16 protein-coding genes are annotated in these 20,852 nt (G+C 51.4%); 12 read left to right on the top strand and 4 right to left on the bottom strand.

What is annotated here, in order from left to right:
- The first annotated feature begins 212 nt into the window (after positions 1-212).
- From ACLU9Q_RS03045 to ACLU9Q_RS02990, 12 genes are all read left to right on the top strand, one after another.
- Positions 213-3,215 carry a glycoside hydrolase family 3 protein gene (locus tag ACLU9Q_RS03045; protein ID WP_302592682.1) on the top strand — a complete coding sequence of 1,001 codons (3,003 nt, stop codon included), beginning with the start codon at positions 213-215 and terminating at the stop codon, positions 3,213-3,215.
- Positions 3,215-3,616, top strand: coding sequence for a hypothetical protein (locus ACLU9Q_RS03040; protein ID WP_302592683.1), 402 nt, complete (start codon positions 3,215-3,217; stop codon positions 3,614-3,616). The genes ACLU9Q_RS03045 and ACLU9Q_RS03040 overlap by 1 nt, the downstream gene beginning before the upstream one ends.
- The gene (locus tag ACLU9Q_RS03035; protein WP_412624636.1) at positions 3,613-6,063 is read left to right on the top strand and encodes a glycoside hydrolase family 2 TIM barrel-domain containing protein; all 2,451 of its coding nucleotides are present in this window, start codon (positions 3,613-3,615) and stop codon (positions 6,061-6,063) included. The genes ACLU9Q_RS03040 and ACLU9Q_RS03035 overlap by 4 nt, the downstream gene beginning before the upstream one ends.
- The gene (locus tag ACLU9Q_RS03030; RefSeq protein WP_302592685.1) at positions 6,060-6,650 is read left to right on the top strand and encodes a GtrA family protein; all 591 of its coding nucleotides are present in this window, start codon (positions 6,060-6,062) and stop codon (positions 6,648-6,650) included. Before ACLU9Q_RS03035 ends, ACLU9Q_RS03030 begins: the two co-directional genes overlap by 4 nt.
- A 2-nt stretch (positions 6,651-6,652) precedes the next feature.
- Positions 6,653-7,363: a LytR/AlgR family response regulator transcription factor gene (locus ACLU9Q_RS03025; RefSeq protein WP_302592686.1), complete on the top strand. Its 711-nt coding sequence runs from the start codon at positions 6,653-6,655 to the stop codon at positions 7,361-7,363.
- Positions 7,360-8,640: an ATP-binding protein gene (locus ACLU9Q_RS03020; RefSeq protein WP_302592687.1), complete on the top strand. Its 1,281-nt coding sequence runs from the start codon at positions 7,360-7,362 to the stop codon at positions 8,638-8,640. Before ACLU9Q_RS03025 ends, ACLU9Q_RS03020 begins: the two co-directional genes overlap by 4 nt.
- Positions 8,641-8,668: 28 nt before the next feature.
- Positions 8,669-9,643: a LysR family transcriptional regulator gene (locus ACLU9Q_RS03015; protein WP_302592688.1), complete on the top strand. Its 975-nt coding sequence runs from the start codon at positions 8,669-8,671 to the stop codon at positions 9,641-9,643.
- 163 nt (positions 9,644-9,806) lie between these two features.
- A complete protein-coding gene (locus ACLU9Q_RS03010; RefSeq protein ID WP_302592689.1) occupies positions 9,807-11,111 on the top strand; it encodes an O-acetylhomoserine aminocarboxypropyltransferase/cysteine synthase family protein in 1,305 nt (434 codons plus the stop codon).
- A 127-nt stretch (positions 11,112-11,238) separates the two neighbouring features.
- Positions 11,239-12,426: a pseudouridine synthase gene (locus ACLU9Q_RS03005; RefSeq protein ID WP_296835460.1), complete on the top strand. Its 1,188-nt coding sequence runs from the start codon at positions 11,239-11,241 to the stop codon at positions 12,424-12,426.
- Positions 12,427-12,555: 129 nt separating this feature from the next.
- Positions 12,556-12,699 (top strand): hypothetical protein, encoded by a 144-nt coding sequence (locus tag ACLU9Q_RS03000; protein ID WP_296835458.1) that lies wholly within the window; start codon positions 12,556-12,558, stop codon positions 12,697-12,699.
- Between the two features lie 20 nt (positions 12,700-12,719).
- A complete protein-coding gene (locus ACLU9Q_RS02995) occupies positions 12,720-13,895 on the top strand; it encodes a LacI family DNA-binding transcriptional regulator (RefSeq protein ID WP_296835456.1) in 1,176 nt (391 codons plus the stop codon).
- A gap of 69 nt (positions 13,896-13,964) precedes the next feature.
- Positions 13,965-15,338 carry an MATE family efflux transporter gene (locus ACLU9Q_RS02990; protein WP_296835454.1) on the top strand — a complete coding sequence of 458 codons (1,374 nt, stop codon included), beginning with the start codon at positions 13,965-13,967 and terminating at the stop codon, positions 15,336-15,338.
- 132 nt (positions 15,339-15,470) lie between these two features.
- Here the strand turns inward: ACLU9Q_RS02990 and ACLU9Q_RS02985 are convergent, their stop codons facing one another.
- Genes ACLU9Q_RS02985 through ACLU9Q_RS02970 form a run of 4 tightly spaced genes read right to left on the bottom strand, consistent with a single transcriptional unit; the run spans position 15,471 to position 20,825 of the window.
- Complete coding sequence (locus tag ACLU9Q_RS02985) at positions 15,471-16,772, bottom strand: TRAP transporter large permease (protein WP_296835451.1); 1,302 nt, start codon at positions 16,770-16,772, stop codon at positions 15,471-15,473.
- On the bottom strand, positions 16,769-17,272 hold the full coding sequence (locus ACLU9Q_RS02980; RefSeq protein ID WP_296835449.1) for a TRAP transporter small permease: 504 nt from the start codon (positions 17,270-17,272) through the stop codon (positions 16,769-16,771). The genes ACLU9Q_RS02985 and ACLU9Q_RS02980 overlap by 4 nt, the downstream gene beginning before the upstream one ends.
- Positions 17,273-17,286: 14 nt before the next feature.
- On the bottom strand, positions 17,287-18,309 hold the full coding sequence (locus ACLU9Q_RS02975) for a TRAP transporter substrate-binding protein (RefSeq protein ID WP_296835447.1): 1,023 nt from the start codon (positions 18,307-18,309) through the stop codon (positions 17,287-17,289).
- A gap of 14 nt (positions 18,310-18,323) precedes the next feature.
- A complete protein-coding gene (locus tag ACLU9Q_RS02970) occupies positions 18,324-20,825 on the bottom strand; it encodes a TIM-barrel domain-containing protein (RefSeq protein WP_296835445.1) in 2,502 nt (833 codons plus the stop codon).
- Positions 20,826-20,852: the final 27 nt, after the last annotated feature.

Below are 20,852 nucleotides of genomic sequence, written 5' to 3'. Positions count from 1 at the left end.
ACATCAAAATGTACGATTTACCGGAACAAAAAAAGAAGAGGCAGCATATTTTGCAAAATATGCACCTCAAAAGCACAGAATAGGAACGATCTGTTGTCATTTTTGCTCAAAGAATATAGAATATGAGATAACAAATGTTTGCGCGGACATGTTTCAAACTCTCTCGGCGTCTGCAGCGCCCGGGAGCAGGAAATTTACGGAGGTAGGAGAAAATGAAACATTCCAGATTATGGACTGGTCTTTCATCGCTGTGCAGCTTTTCACTGGTGCTGTCGCTGGTGGGAATGGACTGCATGATGGGGTATGAAGGAACCGTCAATCAGGCGCTCGGCATTCAGACAAGCAAGATTGTCAATGAGGGCGATGCAAATGAGGATACTACATATTTTGAGAGCAGCTATGGGGAGCTGAATGCGGAAAATCTGCAGAAGCTGATCGAGGATACTTATGCGGAGGCTGTGCAGGAGGAAGCGGAAGGAGCTGTCCTGCTGAGAAATGAGAATGACGCGCTGCCGCTGTCCGCAGAGGAAACAAGAGTGACGCTGTTTGGTCACGCCGTGGCGCAGCCGCTTTATAAAAATGCGTCGGCCGGCTCCAAGGGCTACCAGACAGAGCACAATATCGATCTGTATACGGCGCTGAGCAATGCGGGCTTTGCGATTAACGACACGCTGTACAATGCATACACGGCAAGCGAGACCGTGCGCGGCACCGGCAGCTATGACTTTGCGACGCAGACGACCAGTGTGAAATCGATGGGTGAGGAAACGATCTCCTTCTATACCGATGAACTGCAGGCGTCCTGGGAGGACGATTACAATGATGTGGCAATCGTGATGTTTGCCCGCGAGGCAGGCGAGGGCATGGAAATGGAACTTTCTGATTCCTATGAGGGTATCAGCTCGCTTGCGCTGCACCAGGACGAAAAAGACCTGCTGCAGATGATAAAGGATTCCGGTAAATTCTCCAAAACGATCGTGCTGATCAACAGCGGAAACCCGATGGAGCTGGAGTGGCTTGAGGAATATGGCGTGGACGCCTGTCTCTGGATCGGACTCCCGGGACAGCGGGGCTTTGAGGCGGTAGCCGGTATCCTGAACGGAACCGTAAACCCGTCCGGTCATCTGACCGATACCTATGCGGCAAATTCGCTTTCAGCGCCGTCTGTTGTAAACGGCAGCTTTAACAATCAGAACTGGACGAATCTGGACGAGGTGTTGGCAGCTCTGGAGGACGAGGATTCCGGTATTTCCTGGTCGACCGTCCAGGCGGAGGGCATTTATGTTGGATATAAATACTATGAGACGCGTTATGAGGATACTGTTCTCGGGCAGGGCAATGCCAGCGACGCGGTTGGCTCCTTTGACGGCAAGGCATGGGACTATGCGGCGGAGGTAACATATCCGTTCGGCTACGGTCTTTCCTACACGGAGTTTGAGCAGACACTGGATGATGTGACAATGGAAGGCGACACCATTACTGTCACCGTTACCGTGAAAAATACGGGAGACGCTGCCGGAAAATCCGTTGTTCAGATCTACGCGCAGACTCCGTATGGCGACTATGAAAAAGAAAACCTGGTGGAGAAATCGGCGATCCAGCTTCTGGATTTTGGAAAGACGGAGCTGCTGCAGCCGGGCGAGAGCCAGACGCTCACTATCGAATGTGACAAATATCTGCTGGCAAGCTATGACTACACTAATGCAAAGAGTTACATTATGAGTGAGGGAGATTACTACCTCGCGATCGGTGAGAACGCACATGACGCACTGAATAATGTGCTGGCGGCAAAGGGCGCAGAGGGCATGGTGGACGCTGACGGTACAGAGGCAGCAGGCGAAGCGGAGAAAACATTCACATGGGAGGAAAGCTTCGACGCCGATACCTACCGCAATTCCCGCTACACGGGCGAAGAGGTGACAAACCAGTTTGCGGACGCGGATATCAATTACTGGCAGGAGGGTACGGTGACTTATCTTTCCAGAAATGACTGGGCGGCGACCTGGCCGACCGCGGCGACACAGATCACGCTTTCGGAGGAAATGATGACCGCGCTGGCGGGCGATTACTATACAAAACCGGAGGATGCTCCGTCTGTGAGCGATTTCACGCAGGGCGACAATCAGGGAATCCCGCTGGCGGCGATGATCGGTCTGGAGTATGATGATCCGCAGTGGGAAACCTATCTGAACCAGTTTACGATTGACGAGCTGGCAGTGTCAATTGCGGATAACTTTGGAACGGCGGAAATCACTACCGTCGGAAAACCGGCGATTCTGGTAGGCGATGGTCCGGACGGTGTGGGCGGAAGCTTCAACGCGGAAACCTACGGCGACGGCAGGCAGGATTGCTGTTTCCCGACAGAAATCGTGCTGGCGTCAACGTTCAACAAAGACCTGATGAGGAACCGCGGCGAGCTGATGGCGGAGGAGTGCCTGTATCTTGGCATGATGGAGGACTGGATGCCGGGCATCAACCTGCACCGCACGCCGTTTGGCGGAAGAAACTTTGAATACTATTCCGAGGACTCTGTGATGAATTATCTCTGTGAAATCCCGGAGGTAGAGGCGATGGAGGCAAAAGGCGTTCATGCGGGCGCAAAGCACTGCATCGGCAACGACCAGGAAAACAACCGCGAGGGTATCGCCGTATTCTTTAACGAGCAGGCATTTCGCGAAGGAGCGCTGCGCGGCGTGGAGGGTGCGCTGGCAGTGGCAGGCGGACAGGCTGTCATGCACGGCTTCAACCGTCTTGGCTTCACATGGTGCTCTTCCAGCACAGCGCTCTGCACACAGGTGCTGGAGGGCGAGTGGGGCTTTGTCGGTCAGCAGGAAACGGACGCGGTGGCAGGCGCGGTCGGCACTTATAAGGGACATTTCGTGCCGGCAGTTGCGGCCGGAACAGACAATTTCTGTCTGGATTTCGCAGGCGACAGTTCCCGTGCGCTTGTGCAGGCGATCACGACGAACGATGATGGCAATCTGCTGGGACTGCTCCGCAAATCGGTACATGATTATCTGTACGTCGCTGCAAATAGTAACATTATGAACGGCTACAGCGTAAATTCAAAGGTGGTGTCCGTAACACCGTGGTGGCAGCCGCTGATGTACGGTCTGATCGCAGCATTTGCGGTGCTGGATGTTCTCTGCCTGGCGATGCTGCTGCGCAAAAGACTTGGGAAAAAAGAAAAAATAAATGTGGAGGTGCAGGAATAATGAGTAGTATAATACAAAAAAAGGCGGCTGGATTCTATCTGATCATGATTGCGGCGGCAGCGGCGGTTATCTCTCTGATCCGTTTCTGCACATGGGCGCCGGCGCACAATGCAATGGACACGACGATCGTTCTGGCGCTGGCGGCAGGAATCGTGATGAACCTTGTTATGGTTGTGAAGGATGAGGATCTTCTGGTGGTTCTCTCGACGGCATGCTATGCATATGCGCTGTTCCGTCATCTGACGAACCAGGTCGGCTCTTTTGTAGACGCCTTCCAGGGAATCAATATGTTCGGTGACGCTACACAGGTAGGAAACATTGTTTCGATAGCGATCGTGATGGCGGTCAGTGCGATTCTGCCCATTCTGGCAGGCTTTATGAGGCGCGAAAAGGAAGTATGAGAAAAGAAGCATTTAACGAAAACTGGATTTGTTATCAGACAGGGAAGAAGGAGACGGCTTTTGCCGTTTCCCTTCCCCACGATGCGATGCTGCTGGATGAAAGACGCCAGGGCTGTGCGGGCGGCGTTAATAACGGATGGATTGACGCGAAGGACTATACGTATGAAAAGAGCTTTACTGCCCCGGAGGAATGGCGCGAAAAAGAGACGGTATTTTATTTTGAGGGTGTTTACCGCAAGGCGACGGTATATTTAAATGGAAAAAAGGTATGTTACCATGATTACGGCTATACAGGTTTTTTCGTGGATGTGACGGGAAAGCTTCGTTATGGGGCGGAAAATGTGCTGATGGTGACGGCAATCAACAGTGACCAGCCAAACAGCCGCTGGTATTCGGGCACGGGCATCTACCGTCCGGTATGGCTTTATACGCTGCCAAAGCAGCACATCTGCCTGCAGGGAATCCGCATTACAACGCTGGATTATAAAAATCCGAAGATCCGCGTGCAGGTGCAGACCAACGGAAGCGGAAGCGTGAAGGTAGAAATTCTGAAAGCAGGCGCGCGGCAGAATGAAATCAGGGAAGAAGATGTGGACATGCGGCCGGACGGCGTCCGGGAGAACGCGGAGGCGCAGGTTCTCCGGGAGACGCAGGGAATGACGGATGGAAATTTCGTATGTGATCTGGAGTTGCCGGGCGCAAAATGCTGGAGCACGGAGCAGCCAGAGCTTTATACCTGCCGCGTGACATTTGGAGACGATGTGTGCGAGGAGTGTTTTGGGATCCGCATCGTAAAATGTGATGTCCAAAATGGATTTACACTCAACGGCAAACGTGTGATCCTGCGCGGCGCCTGCATTCATCATGACAACGGTATTCTGGGAGCCTGTGCTTACGATTTTGCGGAATACCGCAAGATCCGGCTTTTGAAGGAGGGTGGCTACAATGCCGTGCGTTCGGCGCACAATCCCTGTTCGGAAGCTATGCTGCGCGCCTGCGACGAGCTGGGGATGCTGATGATGGACGAATACACCGATATGTGGTATATTCATAAGACAAAGAACGATTACGCATCCGAGGTGGAGACGCATTACCGGGAGGATTTAAAGGCGATCGTGGACAAGGACTACAATCATCCGAGCGTGGTGATGTATTCGACTGGAAACGAGGTGTCTGAGACAGCGCAGAAGCGCGGGATCAAGCTGTGCGGCAATCTGACAGAATGCCTGCATGAGCTGGACGGCACGCGCCCGGTTACTTGCGGCGTCAATATCTTTTTCAACTTTTTAAGCTCCATGGGCTTTGGCGTTTACAGCGATAAAAAGGCGGAGCAGGAAGTGAAAAACGCGAAGAAAAAAGCGGTGGGCAGCGAATTTTTCAATAACCTTGCCGGTCTGATGGGCTCTGATTTCATGAAATTCGGAGCGACCTTATATCCATGCGACGTAAAAACGCGGGACGCGTTTGCGGCGATGGATGTCGCGGGCTATAATTATGGGATCCGCCGATATGAGCACGATCTCAAAAAGTATCCAAAGCGTATTATTGTGGGAAGCGAGACTTTCTGTTCGGATGCATACACCTTCTGGGAGACGGCAAAGAAGCATCCGCGCGTTATCGGCGATTTTGTGTGGTCCGGCATGGACTATCTGGGCGAAGCCGGCATCGGAAGCTGGGAATACAAGGATTATGCGCCGGACTTCTCGCACGGTGAAGGCTGGGTGGCGGCAGGTTCGGGCAGGATCGATCTCACGGGCAAAGAGCTTGCGGAGATGACCTATACACGAGTGGCGTTTGAGCTGGAAAAAATCGGTATCGGCGTGGTGCCGGTACCGTACGCAGGTCAGAAACATTCTCCGTCAGCGTGGAAAATGACGAATGCGATTGAGAGCTGGTCGTGGCGCGGCTGTGCGGGAAAGAAAACGCAGGTGGAGGTTTATGCGCGGGCGGATCATGTTTCGCTGTTTGTGAACGGAAAATGCGTGGGCACCAAAAAGCCGCAGGGCGATTGCCGCGTTGTATTTGAAACAGCTTATGAGGACGGAAGTGTGCGCGCGGTTGCTTATGACGCAAAGGAAAATGTGATTGCCGAAAAAGAGCTGAAAACTGCCGGAAAGGAAACGATTCTGACGGTAAAACCGGAGCAGAAATGCGTCGGCAGAGAGGATCTGTGTTACGTCCGCCTGCAGTTTACGGACCGCGAAGGAACGCTCAAGCCGATGGTGCGCGAGGATATTACTGTGCAGGTGGAAGGTGGAAAGCTTCTTGGAATTGGCAGTGCCTGCCCGTATTACACGAAAAATTATCTCGGAAATGTGACAGACACCTACTATGGCGAGGCGCTGGCGGTAATCAGACCGGAGAAAGAAGGAACTGTCCGTGTGTATGCAAAGAGCGCGCATTCCAGGGGCAGCGCGGAAATTAAGGTTTGCGGGGTGTGCGTATGAAGGAAAAATGGCGGACATTTTCCGAAAACCACCCGAAGGCGGCAAAATGGATCCACCAGCTTGTGTATTTTTACGTGTTCAGCCTGAGCGTCACGATCTTTCAGTATCTGATGTTTACGTTTCTGCCGTATGTGTTCGGCATCGGGCTGGCAGGGACAGAGTTTATGTGGCCGCAGATTCCGATAAACATTGCCGGTTACAGCTATAAATGGAACATATTGGGATACGACATCGCCCACAATGCGGCGGGCGAGGTGGTGATCGGCGGCGGACTCGGCTATTTTCTCAGCTATGAGATCGGCACATTTCTGGCGCAGTGCATTAACTTTCCGCTGCAGAGGAACATCACATTTAAAAGTCACGGAAAAATCTCCTGGCAGATTATGTGGTACTTTATCGCGTGGGTGCTGATCTCCCTGTTCTGCAATGCGATCAATGGGCTGTGGATGCCGATCGCCCAGCAGTATTTTGCGCCGGGCGTTTACAATCTGCTGGTGACATTCATTACCGGCGGAGTCTCGATGGTGATATATTTCTTTGTATACAAAATCATTTTCCCGGAGGGAGAAGCGGGAAAACAGGAGTAGTTATGATAAAAGTTGCGGTTGCGGATGATGAGCAAAAAGAACTGGATACATTATGCGGGTTTTTCAAAAAGCTGCAGGCGGAGGTCTGCGAGGAGATCGCAGTCAGCACCTTTACCAGCGGAGAAACGCTGCTGGAGGAGTATGACCATTCCTTTGACTTAATCTGCCTTGACATTGATATGGGCGGAAAAACCGGCATGGATACTGCGCGGGAGATCCGCCGAAAGGACGGACAGGTTATCATATTGTTTATAACAAACATGGCGCAGATGGCGATCCAAGGCTATGAGGTGCGCGCGCTGGATTTTATCGTGAAACCGGTGAGCTATTACTCCTTTTCCATGAAGCTGCGCGGTGCGGTCAATCTGATCAAGAAGCGCAAAAAACGCAACATAGTGCTTCCGACGGCGGGCGGCGTCCAGAAGATATCCACCGACCAGCTTTATTATGCGGAGGTGAATGGCCACTATCTCTATTATCATACCGCGCAGGGCGTGTTTAAACAGAAGGCGTCCATGAAGGAGCTGGAGGATAAGCTGGAGGGGCTTTCCTTTAAGCGCTGCAACAATTGCTATCTTGTGAATTTAAAATATGTGGATTGTGTAAACAGGGATGATATTCAGATCGCAGGCGAATGGCTGAAGATCAGTCGGCCCCGGAAACGCGAGTTTCTGCAGGCGCTGGCAAACTATATGGGAGGGATTGAGTTATGATGGAGCAATGGGAAAAGATTTCCTATATCGTACAGCTCATTGCAGCGTGTGCCCTGTTTATGGTCCCTTACAAAAAACGTGCGAAATTTGTGCCCCGGGCGGTTTTATGCTCCGGGGCATTTGTGCTGGTATCCTATGCGGTGAACAGTATGCTGGAAAACAGGAATTTTTCCATATGGATCGTGCTGTACTGGGCGGCATTCCTTCTGGCGTGCGTGCTGCTGATGTACGTCTGCCTGGACGTAAACGCACTGGAGGCGGCGTACTGCGCGATCTGTGCCTGTGCTATGCAGCATGTTGCATTTGATATCAATGAGATTTATCTTGGACTGGGAGGCGGCAGTTATCTTGTGCAGGTGATCGTATATGCGGCAGTTTACCTGCTTTTCTACCATCTGTTTGTCAGAAAAATAAACCAAAATGATGAAAGCCGTGTCAGTCTGGAGGCGATGTTTCCGCTTGCAACCATTATTATCATTGTATGGATCCTGAGCGTGCTGGAAACCTCCGGTCTGGAATATTTCCGGGCGGAGGCAGGCAGCCGGATCTTCTACCGCATCATCGACGCGCTGTGCTGCTTTTACGTGCTCTGGGTGCAGATAAATCAGCGGGAAAAAATAATGCTGAAGCAGGAGCTGGACGGCATCAACACCGCGTGGATGATGCAGAAGGAACAGTATGTGATCAAACAGGAAATCATCGACAGTATCAACCGGAAATGTCACGATTTAAAGCATCAGCTTCAGGCGCTGCGCCAGATGACGAACGAGGAAGATAAAGAAGCATATTTCAATGAGATGGAACATGATATAATGATTTACGATACCGCAGTAAATACCGGAAACAAGGCGCTTGACGTTATTTTGATGGATAAGGGGCTGTACTGCAAAAACCATGATATCCAGTGGACCTGCATGGCGGACGGCTCCTGCCTGGGGTTTATGCGGATCGAGGACATCTATGCAGTTTTTGGAAACGCGCTGGATAACGCAATTACAGCAGTGACAGCGATCTCCGAGCCGGAGAAGCGTGTGATTTCCTTAAAAATGATCACACAGAATAATATTCTGGTGATTCAGGTGCAGAATTATTATGAGACGTCCCTGCACTTTGAGCAGGGACTTCCGGTGACGACAAAGCACGATCGGCAGGAGCACGGCTACGGCATGAAGAGCATCCGCCACATCGCGGAAAAATACGGCGGAACGATCACGGTGGACGCAAAGGATCAGATATTCACGCTGCAGATACTGATCCCACTGGAGCAGAGGGCCTGATGGAATTGACGTGAAAGGAGGACAAAGGATGACATTAATGCAGCTTCACTATATGATTACCATTTCGGAGACCGGCTCTTTAAATAAGGCGGCGGAGCTTCTGTATGTTTCGCAGCCGTCGCTCACGAGCGCGGTGAAGGAGCTGGAGAAGGAGCTTGGAATTACGATTTTTAATCGTAGCGGCAGGGGCGTAACGCTCACGAACGACGGGGCGGAGTTCCTGCTCCATGCGAAGCAGCTCTACAGTCAGTATGAGGATCTGATGGAACGGTACGGGGAGCATGGAACGCGCAAAAAGAAATTCGGAGTGTCGGCACAGCATTACTCCTTTGCAGTGAAGGCGTTTGTGGATATGGCGAAGGAATTTGATATGCTGCAGTATGAATTTGCAATCCGGGAAACGCGCACCGCTGAAGTAATCAGTGATGTCAGCACGCTGCGCAGCGAGATCGGCGTCCTCTATCTGAGTGATTTCAACAGAAAGGCGCTTAAAAAGCTGCTGACGCAGGCAGAGCTTGTGTTTCATCACCTGATCGACTGTCAGGCATATGTCTATCTCTGGCGGCGGCATCCTCTGGCGAAGGAGCCATCTGTCAGCCTTGCGCAGCTGGAGCCGTATCCCTGCCTGTCCTTTGAGCAGGGGGACGGCGCAGGCTTTTATCTGGCAGAGGAGCTGCTCGCGACCGGCGAATATGCCCGCACGATCAAGGCGAACGACCGCGCCACCATGCTGAATCTGATGGTCGGGCTGAATGGGTATACGCTTTGCTCCGGCATTATCTGCGAGGAACTGAACGGCAGCGATTTTGTTGCGGTGCCGTTTGCGGGAGAGGATCAGGAGACGAATGCCGGTCGCTCCGACGGCGGAGGGGCAGGCAGCGGAGGGGAGCAAACTCATGCAGGTATGATGGAGATCGGATACATCACGCGAAAAAATATGCTGCTCAGTGAGATGGGCGAGCGTTATGTGTCGTCTTTGAAAAAATATCTGCAAATATCGTAAGTGATATTTTTTGCATGTTACCGATAGATATTGATTTTGCGGTTATGGATGGAACGCTATCCTGCTATAGATTGAATTTATAGCAGGATATTTTTTTTGCGTATTGGACAGATATTTCCTACTGTGTTAGTATGAATTCATCAAACGACAGGAGGAAACTAGTATGGCAAATATAAAGGATTCTAAAAACTGGGGATTTGAGACAAGACAGCTTCATGTGGGACAGGAGCAGGCGGATCCGGCGACGGACGCCAGAGCGGTTCCGATTTACGCATCGACCTCTTACGTATTTCATAATTCACAGCACGCGGCGGACCGTTTCGGACTCCGCGACGCCGGCAACATTTACGGCAGACTGACGAATCCGACGGAGGATGTGTTCGAGCGGCGTATCGCATCTCTGGAGGGCGGCACGGCGGCTCTTGCAGTTGCCTCCGGCGCGGCGGCGATCAGCTACACCTTCCAGGCTCTGGCGAAGGCGGGAGAACATATTGTGGCCTCCAAGACGATTTACGGCGGAACCTACAATCTGCTTGCGCACACGCTTCCGCTGACAAGCGGTATTACCACAACCTTTGCGGACCCGGAGCAGGAAGGCTCGTTTGAGGCGGCGATCCGGGAAAACACCAAAGCAATCTTTGTCGAGACGCTGGGAAATCCCAATTCGAATCTGGTGGATCTGGAGGCGCTGGCAGCTCTGGCGCATAAGCACAGCATTCCGCTGGTGGTGGATTCTACCTTTGCAACACCTTACCTCATCCGACCGCTGGAGTACGGCGCGGACATTGTGCTGCATTCGGCGACGAAATTTATCGGCGGACACGGTACGGCAATCGGCGGCGTGATCATTGACGGCGGCAGCTTTGACTGGAAGGCTTCCGGAAAATATCCGTGGATTTCCGAGGCGAATCCCAGCTATCATGGCGTATCATTTACAGATGCGGCAGGCCCGGCAGCTTTTGTCACCTACATACGCGCGGTCCTTCTGCGCGATACGGGCGCAACTCTCTCGCCGTTCCATGCATTCCTCTTTCTGCAGGGACTTGAGACGCTGTCGCTGCGTGTGGAGCGTCATGTGAGCAACGCGCTGAAAATTGTGGATTATCTGTCAAAGCATCCGCAGGTGGAAGCAGTGCATCATCCGTCGCTTGCGAGCGAGCCGAGTCACGAACTGTATAAGAGATATCTTCCGAACGGCGGCGGCTCCATCTTTACCTTTGAAATCAAAGGCGATGCAAAGACGGCGCAGGATTTTATCGACCACCTTGCGATCTTCTCCCTGCTGGCGAATGTGGCGGACGTAAAATCACTGGTGATCCATCCGGCGACCACCACGCATAGCCAGTGCACGGAGGAAGAGCTGCTCGACCAGGGGATTAAGCCAAACACCGTCCGTCTCTCCATCGGTATTGAAAAAGTGGAGGATCTCATTGCCGCGCTGGACGCAGCCTTTGAGGCGGTGAAATAACAAAAGGAAAGAAAAAGTGCTGTTAAACAGTGCTGCCTGGAGGCAGTGCGAGATGTCGTATATTTTGGATTGCGAAAATGCTCCGCCTGTGATACGATTCTGGTAGTATACAAAAAGGAGCATAGCCGTGGAGAAAACAATAGCAGTACAAATTACTCCTGCCGATGCTGGCTGCACGGCAGGAGATTTTTTAAAGTATCGAATGCATTTTACCGCGGCGCAGATCCGCAGTCTGAAATTTCGCAAAGATGGTATCTGTGTGAACAGCGAACGGGTGCGCGTCACACAAATTTTACGTGAAAATGACCGGTTGGAGCTGAAGCTTGGGGACAGAGCGGATGATATGTCACATCTTGTTTCAAGGGAGTATCCGCTGCACATTTTATATGAAGACGAGGATCTGATCTGCGTGTGGAAGGAAGCCGGAATGGTACTGCATCCGGCGCACGGACATTACTGTGATTCGCTGGCGAATTATCTGCAGGCATATTTTGCGAAAAAGAGAGAGCAGGTGCAGATACGCAGCATCGGTCGTCTCGATAAGGACACCAGCGGGATCGTTGTTTTTGCCAAAAACAAAATTGCCGCGGCAAGACTGTGGGATCAGAGACAGAACGGTGTGTTTAAAAAAGAATATGTTGCGTTGTGCGAGGGGAGCTTTCTTAAAGAGGCGTATGAGCGGGAGCAGACGATTGACGTGCCCCTTCGGAAAATGCCGGGGCACAAAAATAAAATGTGCGCTGCTGCAGAGGAAAGATGCGGATCTGCGGAAACTGCGCAAAATCAGACGTCTGGCGGATCTGCGGAAACTGTGCAAAGTCAGATGTCTGGCGGATCTGCGGAAGCTGCGCAAAGTCAGGCGTCTGGCGGATCTGCGGAAACTGCGCAAAGCCAGACGTTTGGCGGATCTGCAGAAACTGCGCAAAATCAGATGTCTGGCGGCTTCACTGTGCCTGCGCAATGTGGGGACGCTGACGACGTTGCGGGATCCGGGAAAATATATCGGGCAGTCACACATTATCGGGTGATTTCGCAGGAGGAATCCTGTTTTCATGAGGCGATGCGGATTTTGTGCCGGAATCAGGTATCCGAGAAGATGCAGAATACGTCTCTCGTGCGCCTGCGTCTGGAAACTGGCCGGACACATCAGATCCGGGTGCATATGGCGTATCTCGGTCATCCTCTTGTAGGTGATGCGGTATACGGTCATGGGAAAGATGGAGAGACTTCTGCAAAGCTTTGCGCATGGAAGGCGCAGCTTGTGCAGCCCTTTAATGGGAGAAAAATCTTTCTGTATCCGCCCGCTGATATGTAAAATCCGGCGTGACGAAAGAACCGGGCAGCAGGGAGAAGGAAAATAACGCATCGGAAGAAAAAGCAGGAAGGGAAAGAAGGAGACTGGCGCAGCGAAAGAAAACCCGGGCAGGAGAAGGAGAATGACGCAGTGGCAGAAAAAACGGGCAGGGAAAGAAGGAGACTGGCGCAGCGGAGGAAAACCCTGACAGGGAAAGAAGGAGACTGGCGCAGCGCCCCAAAAATCCGGACATGGAAGGAAAATGACGCAGCGGCAGGAATCCGGCGTGAATAATAAGTGAGGGAGGAAGAACTGTGGGAGAACAGCGTGTGCGGATCGCGGATATTGCGGAGGAGCTTGGACTCAGTACGGCGACCGTATCAAATGTGATTCATGGGAAGACAAAGAAAATATCCGCGGAAACTGTGCGCAGGGTACAGGGACTTCTGGAGGAGAAGCAATATATGCCGGGTATAGCGGACATTTTGCTGGCGCAGAATAATTCCCGGATCATCGGCGTTGTGGTCAATGATCATGAGAAGTATGAGTCGCATGTGCTGGAGGATTATTTCATTGCGTCGTCTCTGAATCATCTTTCGCGGGAAATTGAAAAAGCAGGTTATTTTATGATGGTAAAGGTTACAAAAAATTGCGGTGAAATTGTCCGTTATGCTTCCATGTGGAACATGGATGGACTGGTAATTATCGGATTTTGTGAACAGGATTATAAAAATCTGCGTGACAATATGCGCATTCCTTTTGTAGTCTACGATGGTTATTTTAAAGAACCTGCACGTGTCTGTAATCTGATTATAGATAATTACGACGGCGGTTATCAGATTGGGACATATTTCCGAAAACTCGGGCATCAAAAGACGCTATGCATTTCCGATAATCATATCTGTGTGGATTGGGAGCGATACTGCGGTTTTCGGGACGCTGTGAGTGAACAGACGGAAAGGGCAGAGGTCACGCAGAATTCCTGCAGAAATGAGACAGCCACTGCATATAGTTCCTGCAGAGATGAGACGTCCATTGCATATAGCTCCTGCAGAGATGAGGCAGCCATTGCATACAGATCCGGCAGCGCCGATTTCCTGGAGATTCCGATGAATAAAAAGGAACGGCTTACATTTTATCAAAAGCATTTAGAGACATTGAGAGGATACACGGCAATTTTTGCAGCGTCAGATTATTATGCGATTGAACTGATGCAGTTTTTGCAGCAAAATAATGTGCGCATACCGCAGGAGATTTCCATCGCAGGGTTTGATGATGTTCCGTACTGTGAGATGGTCTGTCCAACGCTGACGACTGTCAGACAGGATGGGGCAGAGAGGGCAAAGCTTGCAGTTTCATCACTTAAAAGGATGAGAGAGGGAAAGAATGAGGAAATGTTACTGAAGCTTCCTGTGACACTGGTAATACGCCAAAGCACAGCAAAATCAACAAATTTTACACCGATATTTTGTGATGGGTTACGCGATTAACCTATTGTGCATTTTTCCAATGTGAAATATGATAGCCTCGAAGCAGAAAATTCAGCGGAGAGGATGCATATGGAACAAAATGAGAAATTTTATAAGACAGTGTGGAAAATTGCGCTGCCGGTGACGCTGCAGTTTTTGCTGCAGTCTTCGTTCAGCGTGGTGGACCAGGTGATGACAGGGCAGCTTGGAAGTGTCAGCGTAGCAGGCATCGGTCTTGCCGGAAAATTTGCGTCTATTTTTTCGGTACTGGTCTCGGCGGTTGCAGCGGCAGCGGGTATTATGCTTGCGCAGTATATCGGACAGCAGGATAAACAAAAAGCAGACAGAAGCTTTTTTGTGAATCTGGCGGTGACAGGAGCCCTAGCGCTGCTTTTTACCGGGGCCTGCATTGCTGGGCCTCATCAGATTATGGGACTGTATACACAAGACTCATTAACGTGTGATGCGGCGGGCGGTTATCTGCGAATCTATGCAGTTTCCTACCTGCCGATGGCGGTAACGGCACTATGCTCCACATATCTGCGCTGTGCGGAGGCGGCAGCACTTCCGCTGATAGCGGGAATTGCCGCAGCGGTGGTAAATACGCTGCTTAACTATGTACTGATTTTTGGAAAAGCCGGTTTTCCTGCGCTGGGAATAAACGGTGCGGCGGCTGCATCTGCGGCGGCACAGGTGATTGGCTGCGCGCTGACGCTTGGAATGCTCTGGAGTCGTTTACGCAGGCAGAAAAGACAGACACAGATGGGAATTTCCGAAAAAAAAGAAAAGCTGGGGCAGTTAAATTTATTAATGAAAAGAGAAGAACGCCGCCAGTATCTCGGCATTCTGCTGCCCATTCTCGGCTGTGAGCTTTTCTGGAGCCTGGGCGAAAATGTTTATGCGGCGATTTATGGGCATATCGGAACGCAGGCGTGCGCGGCAATGACACTGACCTCACCGGTACAGATGCTGGTAATCGGCGCCCTGAACGGTCTGGCACAGGCGGCGGGAATCATTATCGGAAAATCACTTGGCAGGGGTGATTATGGGCGCGCTTACCGGGAAGCGAAGAAACTGATGCTGTACGGCTTCTGTGGTTCTGTCGTATTATCTGTGATACTGGTGCTTGTGCGGGAGAGCTATGTGCAGATTTACCGTGCAGAAGATACGGTTAAAAACATCACAAAAGAAATTCTTCTGGCGTTTGCAGTCATTTCTCCGGTGAAAGTGCAGAATATGATCCTTGGCGGCGGAATCCTGCGCAGTGGCGGCAGAACAAAATATGTGATGTATATCGATATTATTGGAACCTGGCTTTTTGGCGTTCCGCTTGGGTTTTTAGCTGCGTTTGCGCTGCAGCTGCCGATCGCATGGGTTTATTTTATATTGTCACTGGAAGAATGTGTGCGGTTTCTGATTTCTGTTTTTATTTTCCGGAGGAAAAACTGGATGAGAAGTCTGTGAAGCTGCTATAAAGGCATCATGTAATTGGCCGTGCAGATTGATTACTTTGGCAGCATAATGCTAGTTGGTGCGATAAAGAAGCAGGGAATCCCATCGTGGGATTCCCTGTTGCATGATGCATGATATAAGATGTCAGATCAGCCCCATCAGCTGCGGAACACCGAGCGAGAGCGCCGGAATATAGGTGACTGCAAGAAGCAGCACGAATAGAACGGCGAAGTACGGGAGCAGCGTTTTTGTGACCTGCTCGATGCTGATCTTACTGATGCCGCAGCCGACGAAGAGCACGGAGCCGACCGGCGGAGTGATGTTGCCGAGACACATATTGAAAATGAGCATTACGCCGAACTGGATATCGGACATGCCAAGACTCTGTGCGATCGGCAGGAAGATCGGAGTGAAGATCAAAATTGCCGGGGTGATGTCCATAAACATACCAACGATCATCAGGATCACGTTCATCAGAAGGAAGATGACGATCTTATTGGTGGAGATGGACATGATGCCCGCACTGATCGCCGCCGGGATTCCGGAATATGCCATAACGAAGGACATCGCGGAGGAGGCGGAAATCAGAAACAGGATGATGCCGCTTGTGCAGGCGCTGCTCACCAGAATCTTCATAAAGGATTTCATGGTAATGCTCTTGTAGCAGATAGAAAGAATCAGGCAGTAGAGCACACAGATGCCGGCGCCTTCCGTTGCCGTGAAAATACCGCTTACGATACCGCCGATTACAATGACGATCAGAAGCAGGCTCGGCAGCGCCTCAAGGGTGATTTTCAGCGCTTCCTGTCTGGAAACCTTCCCGGTGGTCGGGTAGTTGCGTTTCTTTGCGTAAAGGAATGCTACAATCATTGAGCCGACGCCCATCAGAATGCCGGGAACGTAGCCAGCCATAAACAGTGTGGAGATGGAAACGCCGCCCGCAACGGTGGAGTATACAATGAACGCGCTGGTCGGCGGGATCAGCAGTCCGGTCGGAGCCGAAGCGATATTTACAGCAGTTGCGAATGCCGGGTCATAGCCCTCGTCCTTCTGGATCGGATAGATGCAGCCGCCCATTGCGGAAGCTGCCGCAACGGAGGAACCGGACAGCGCGCCGAACAGCATGTTGCCGACGATGTTTGCCTGCGCAAGCGAACCGGGAATGCGTCCTACAAACAGCTTTGCAAAGTTTACCAGACGGCGTGCGATACCGCCGTTGTTCATAATGTTGCCTGCCAGAATGAACAGAGGGATAGCAAGCAGAGAAAAGCTTTCCACGCCGCTGTTCATTTTCTGCATGGTGATAAAGGTAATCTGATCCCAGGAGAGGGACGACATCGCTGTTACAATAGAAGCGATGACAATGCTGACGGAGATCGGGCAGCTTAAAAACAGCAGCAGGCCGAATACCGCGAACAGGATAACTGTTGTGAGTACAATATTCATTCCTCATTTCCTCCTTCGATAGTAATTCCGGTCACATCCTCGTAGATGTTGATGATCTGCGCGATGATGATAAAAATACCGGAGATGGGCGCCATTGCGTATACAAGGCTTCTTGGGATGCCAAGCAGAGCGGAGTATACCTTCTGCGCGCTCATTGCCAGCTTAAAGCCGCCGATCGTAATAACAAAAATGGCGAATACAAGAATCAGAATGTCGATCGCGGTCATCAGAACCCGCTTCGCGGACGGGCTGAGCTTATCGCGCACCAGCACGAGACACATGTGCTGTCTGGTGAGAAAAGCGTACGCAGCTCCGATAAATCCGGTCCAGATCAGCGAGTAGCGCACCAGCTCCTCGGTGAAGGCTGCCGGACTATTTAAAATGTAACGTGTAAATACCTGATACAATACCAGCAGCGTCATGATGGACAGCAGGATTGTTGCCATGCCTGCCAGAAGCTTTGCCAGAATTTTTTTCACGGCTGTTAATGTCTCTTTCATGTTGAACCTCCCTCTTATTTTACCGAGTTGATGATATCAAGCAGTTTCTGTACCCCAGGATACTGCGCACAATATTCATCAACCATACCGCTTGTCGCTTCACGGAATGCTTCTTTATCTACGTCGTTTACAAATTCTACATTCATGGTGGTGGAAGCTTCCTCGATCGCCTCCTCAATCGCTGCGTCCCATGCAATCTTGTGGCTCTCTGTTGAAGCGTGCGCCGCTTCCAGAATGATCTGCTGATCCTCCGGGCTGATGGTTTCCCATACCTTTGCGCTCATCACCATTACGTCCGGGATCATTGCGTGCTGATCCGTGGAGTAAACCTTGCAGATCTCACCGTGCTTGCCGGTTGTCAGCGCCGTTTCATTGTTTTCGGTACCGTCAATGATGCCGGTCTGCAGGGATGTGTATACATCGCCGTAAGACATTGCCACCGGGATGCCTCCGAGCGCTTCGAGCATATCCGTCTGGGATTTCATATCCTGCACGCGGATTTTCAGACCTTTTAAATCTGCCGGCGTGCGGATCGCGCGGTCCTTTGTATAGAAGGAACGGGCTCCGGAGGTATAGTATGTCAGAGTTACGAAGCCGTCGTCCGCGGAGGACAAAAAGAAATCCTGCATCTCGTCGGAATCCATGATATGGTAGAAATCCTCAGTGTCATCAAAAATATAGGGCAGGCCAAAGGTGTGGTAGGATTCGTTATAGGTTGCAAGTCCCGGAGCGGAAACCTTCGTCATCGCGAGCACCCCTGCCATAAGTTGCTCCATGTTTTCATTTTCCGAGCCAAGCTGTCCGTTCGGGAAAATCTGAACCTTGATTCTGCCGTCCGTTTTTTCCTCTACCTGCTCGGCAAATTCCGTCATTGCAATATGAACGGTGTGCGTTTCGCTCAGACCATGCGCCAGTGTAAGTACCAGCGGATTTTCCGCTGTTGCGCTTGCACTGTCTGCGGCGCCGTTCTGTGCACATCCTGTCAGTGCGGCTGCTGTCAGCGCAAATGCCGCTGCGATTGCTGCTAATTTTTTCATAGTGTACCTCCTGTTTACATTCCAATTAAATCAAACTGCTCAAAGGAAACGAGAACCTGATAATCTTTCTTCGGGTTCGGATATTTGATCTGCACCGATTTCAGACGCTGGCTGTAATACCATCCGCAGGCCGCCTCCTCAAATTTCCGTCTATGCAGGAAATGCGGAAGCAGTTCGCCGTCCACGGTTACCCAGTATGGGGCTTTCTCGCGGTGAATCATGTCGATTTCCATAGTCTCAACGGCTGTTTCATAGCTGCCTTCCTGTTTGAAATCAAGATAAGTGCGCTCGCCGGTCGTCATGGTAATGACAGTTTTCAGATATTTTCCTGTCTCATAGTCCATAGAAACGCCATCGTCCTCATATAACTGGAAGGAATTGTCTTTGTCTGCCGCGCACAGAAGCCGGATGCCGGTCGCCTGCTGTGTGGCGAGATTGTTCATCTGATTGGTTGCAATCGGAATCAGCGCGCCGCTTCTTACATACAGCGGGATGCTGCTGATAGTTACCGGAATTTCAATGGTCTGTCCGCCTGCGTAAGCTTCTCTTGTATAGAAATCGTAGAAGGTGTCACCCTCAGGCAGATAGATGCTGCGCGTCTTTGCACCCTTTTCCACGACATTTGCCACCAGCAGGGAGTCACCGAACATAAAGTCGACGCCCTCATCGTAGCATTTCGGGTCATTCTGGAAAGCGCTGCACATTGCCTCCATAATCGGAAGACCGGTCTCGTGCGCGCGCTCTGTCAGAGAGTACAGATACGGACTCAACTGATAGCGAAATTCGATGGCGCGGCGGATATCGTCTTTTAAGTCGCTGTACATCCATGGCTCCGTTACCGTATTGTCGGTGTTGGTGGAGTGAATGGAGAAACGCGGCTGGAAGATTCCGTTCTGAATCCAGCGGATAAACAGCTCACCCTCCGGCGCCGGACCAAAGAAGCCTCCGATGTCGCAGCCCTGGCTTGCCACGCCGCTTAAGCCCATGCCGAGGATGGTGGCAATATTGTATTTCAGCGCGTCCCAGCAGGTCAGATTGTCGCCTGCCCAGGTCTGTGCGTAACGCTGTATACCGCAGTGACCGGAACGGCATACAATATACGGACGGGTATTTTCGAAGGTTTCATGGATGGCTTCGTCCGTGATATGGCACATAATGTTTGACATGACGGATTTCAGCTGCCCAATGGTGCCGCCTTTGCCTTCGAAATCGCAGCGGCAGTCTTTATCGACCATGCTGTCGTACTCGCAGTTGTCATTCCATACGGAGCAGGTGCCGTAATCCAGGACGTTTTCCTTCAGCAGCTTTTTCCAGTGCTCGCGGGTGGAGGCTTTGGTGTAGTCCACAAATACGCCCTTTCCGCCCCACCAGGTTCCCACGCCCGGTTCGTCGCTGTCGCTGGCTTTTACAAACATATCTTTTTCTTTCATTTCCTCCAGCATCGGGTGAAGCAGCAGGATACCCGGTTTTACGTTCGGGGTGACGGTGATGCCGCGCTCCTTCATTTTTTTGAAGAAATCCTTCGGGTCTTTGAAGCGCTTTTTGTTCCAGGTAAATACGCAGCGCTTTACGCCGACATTGGTCTCCACAGTGCAGTAGCCGGAGGAAAGCTGGAATCCGTCTACCGGAATCTGTTCCTCTTTTGTGGTGTCGATAAATTCTACGATCGCGTCGTCGCAGTCAGCCTCCAGCTCCGGATAATACATGGAGGAGCCAAGGTATCCGAGCGCATAGCGCGGGAGCAGGGTGGATTTTCCGGTCAGATCCGTGTAGCGTTCCACAACCTCGCGCACGGTCGGACCGGTGATCAGAAACAGATCGATGTCGCCGCCATCCGCACGGTAGCGGCTGTGCATTTTCCAGTAGTTGCTTTTCTCTTTCCCCATGTCGAAGTCGCATTCCCAGGTGTTGTGATAGAAGTATCCAACAGCCTTCTTCGTGCGTCTGTTTAATTTGATGTAGAACGGAATGTGCTTGTACAGCGAATCCGTCTCCTTCGGGTTGTAGCCCATGGCATCCTTCGGGCTCATGTTCATGAACTTCTGAGCCTTGTTAAACTCGCCGCTCTTTTCGCCGAACCCATAGAAGCAGTCATCGGGCGAAATCTCGCTGGTGTGGATGCGGCGGCGGTTGCTGTCCTCCTGGTAAGCAAGGTCTGCGATGTCAGCATGCAGGCAGGTCCCCTCTGCGTCGTACACGCAGATGCGGAAGGGATCTTTCTCCACTACTACTTTTAAAAGTTTTCCCTGGATGACTGCGGTATCCCCGCCGTCTGTGAGAGCAGCGTCTGCCGTCTCAATGCGTCTGCGGTAATTTTTGAGAAAACCGTCCATGCGGTCCTCCCATGCGGTCAGCACAAGACTGTAGGATTCCTCCGCAAAGTCTCCGTCGAATCCCGCGCGGATACGCACGATGGAATCCGTCAGAAACCACAGCCTCAGCTCTGCGCCGTCTGTAAGAATGGAAAAATAATTTTCCTGCTGAGTTACAGACGATGCTCTGGTACAGATTTTCATTACTCATTTCCTCCTTCTTTTTGTTTG

Source organism: Marvinbryantia sp., from assembly GCF_047017445.1.
Classification (GTDB): domain Bacteria; phylum Bacillota; class Clostridia; order Lachnospirales; family Lachnospiraceae; genus Marvinbryantia.
This window is presented reverse-complemented; position numbering and strand designations above follow the sequence as displayed.

Excerpts from the sequence above, each read along its gene's own strand:
- ACLU9Q_RS03045 (WP_302592682.1), top strand. The coding sequence starts at position 213 with ATGAAACATTCCAGATTATGGACTGGTCTTTCATCGCTGTGCAGCTTT.
- ACLU9Q_RS03040 (WP_302592683.1), top strand. The coding sequence starts at position 3,215 with ATGAGTAGTATAATACAAAAAAAGGCGGCTGGATTCTATCTGATCATG.
- ACLU9Q_RS03035 (WP_412624636.1), top strand. The coding sequence starts at position 3,613 with ATGAGAAAAGAAGCATTTAACGAAAACTGGATTTGTTATCAGACAGGG.
- ACLU9Q_RS03030 (WP_302592685.1), top strand. The coding sequence starts at position 6,060 with ATGAAGGAAAAATGGCGGACATTTTCCGAAAACCACCCGAAGGCGGCA.
- ACLU9Q_RS03025 (WP_302592686.1), top strand. The coding sequence starts at position 6,653 with ATGATAAAAGTTGCGGTTGCGGATGATGAGCAAAAAGAACTGGATACA.
- ACLU9Q_RS03020 (WP_302592687.1), top strand. The coding sequence starts at position 7,360 with ATGATGGAGCAATGGGAAAAGATTTCCTATATCGTACAGCTCATTGCA.
- ACLU9Q_RS03015 (WP_302592688.1), top strand. The coding sequence starts at position 8,669 with ATGACATTAATGCAGCTTCACTATATGATTACCATTTCGGAGACCGGC.
- ACLU9Q_RS03010 (WP_302592689.1), top strand. The coding sequence starts at position 9,807 with ATGGCAAATATAAAGGATTCTAAAAACTGGGGATTTGAGACAAGACAG.
- ACLU9Q_RS02990 (WP_296835454.1), top strand. The coding sequence starts at position 13,965 with ATGGAACAAAATGAGAAATTTTATAAGACAGTGTGGAAAATTGCGCTG.
- ACLU9Q_RS02985 (WP_296835451.1), bottom strand. The coding sequence starts at position 16,772 with ATGAATATTGTACTCACAACAGTTATCCTGTTCGCGGTATTCGGCCTG.
- ACLU9Q_RS02980 (WP_296835449.1), bottom strand. The coding sequence starts at position 17,272 with ATGAAAGAGACATTAACAGCCGTGAAAAAAATTCTGGCAAAGCTTCTG.
- ACLU9Q_RS02975 (WP_296835447.1), bottom strand. The coding sequence starts at position 18,309 with ATGAAAAAATTAGCAGCAATCGCAGCGGCATTTGCGCTGACAGCAGCC.
- ACLU9Q_RS02970 (WP_296835445.1), bottom strand. The coding sequence starts at position 20,825 with ATGAAAATCTGTACCAGAGCATCGTCTGTAACTCAGCAGGAAAATTAT.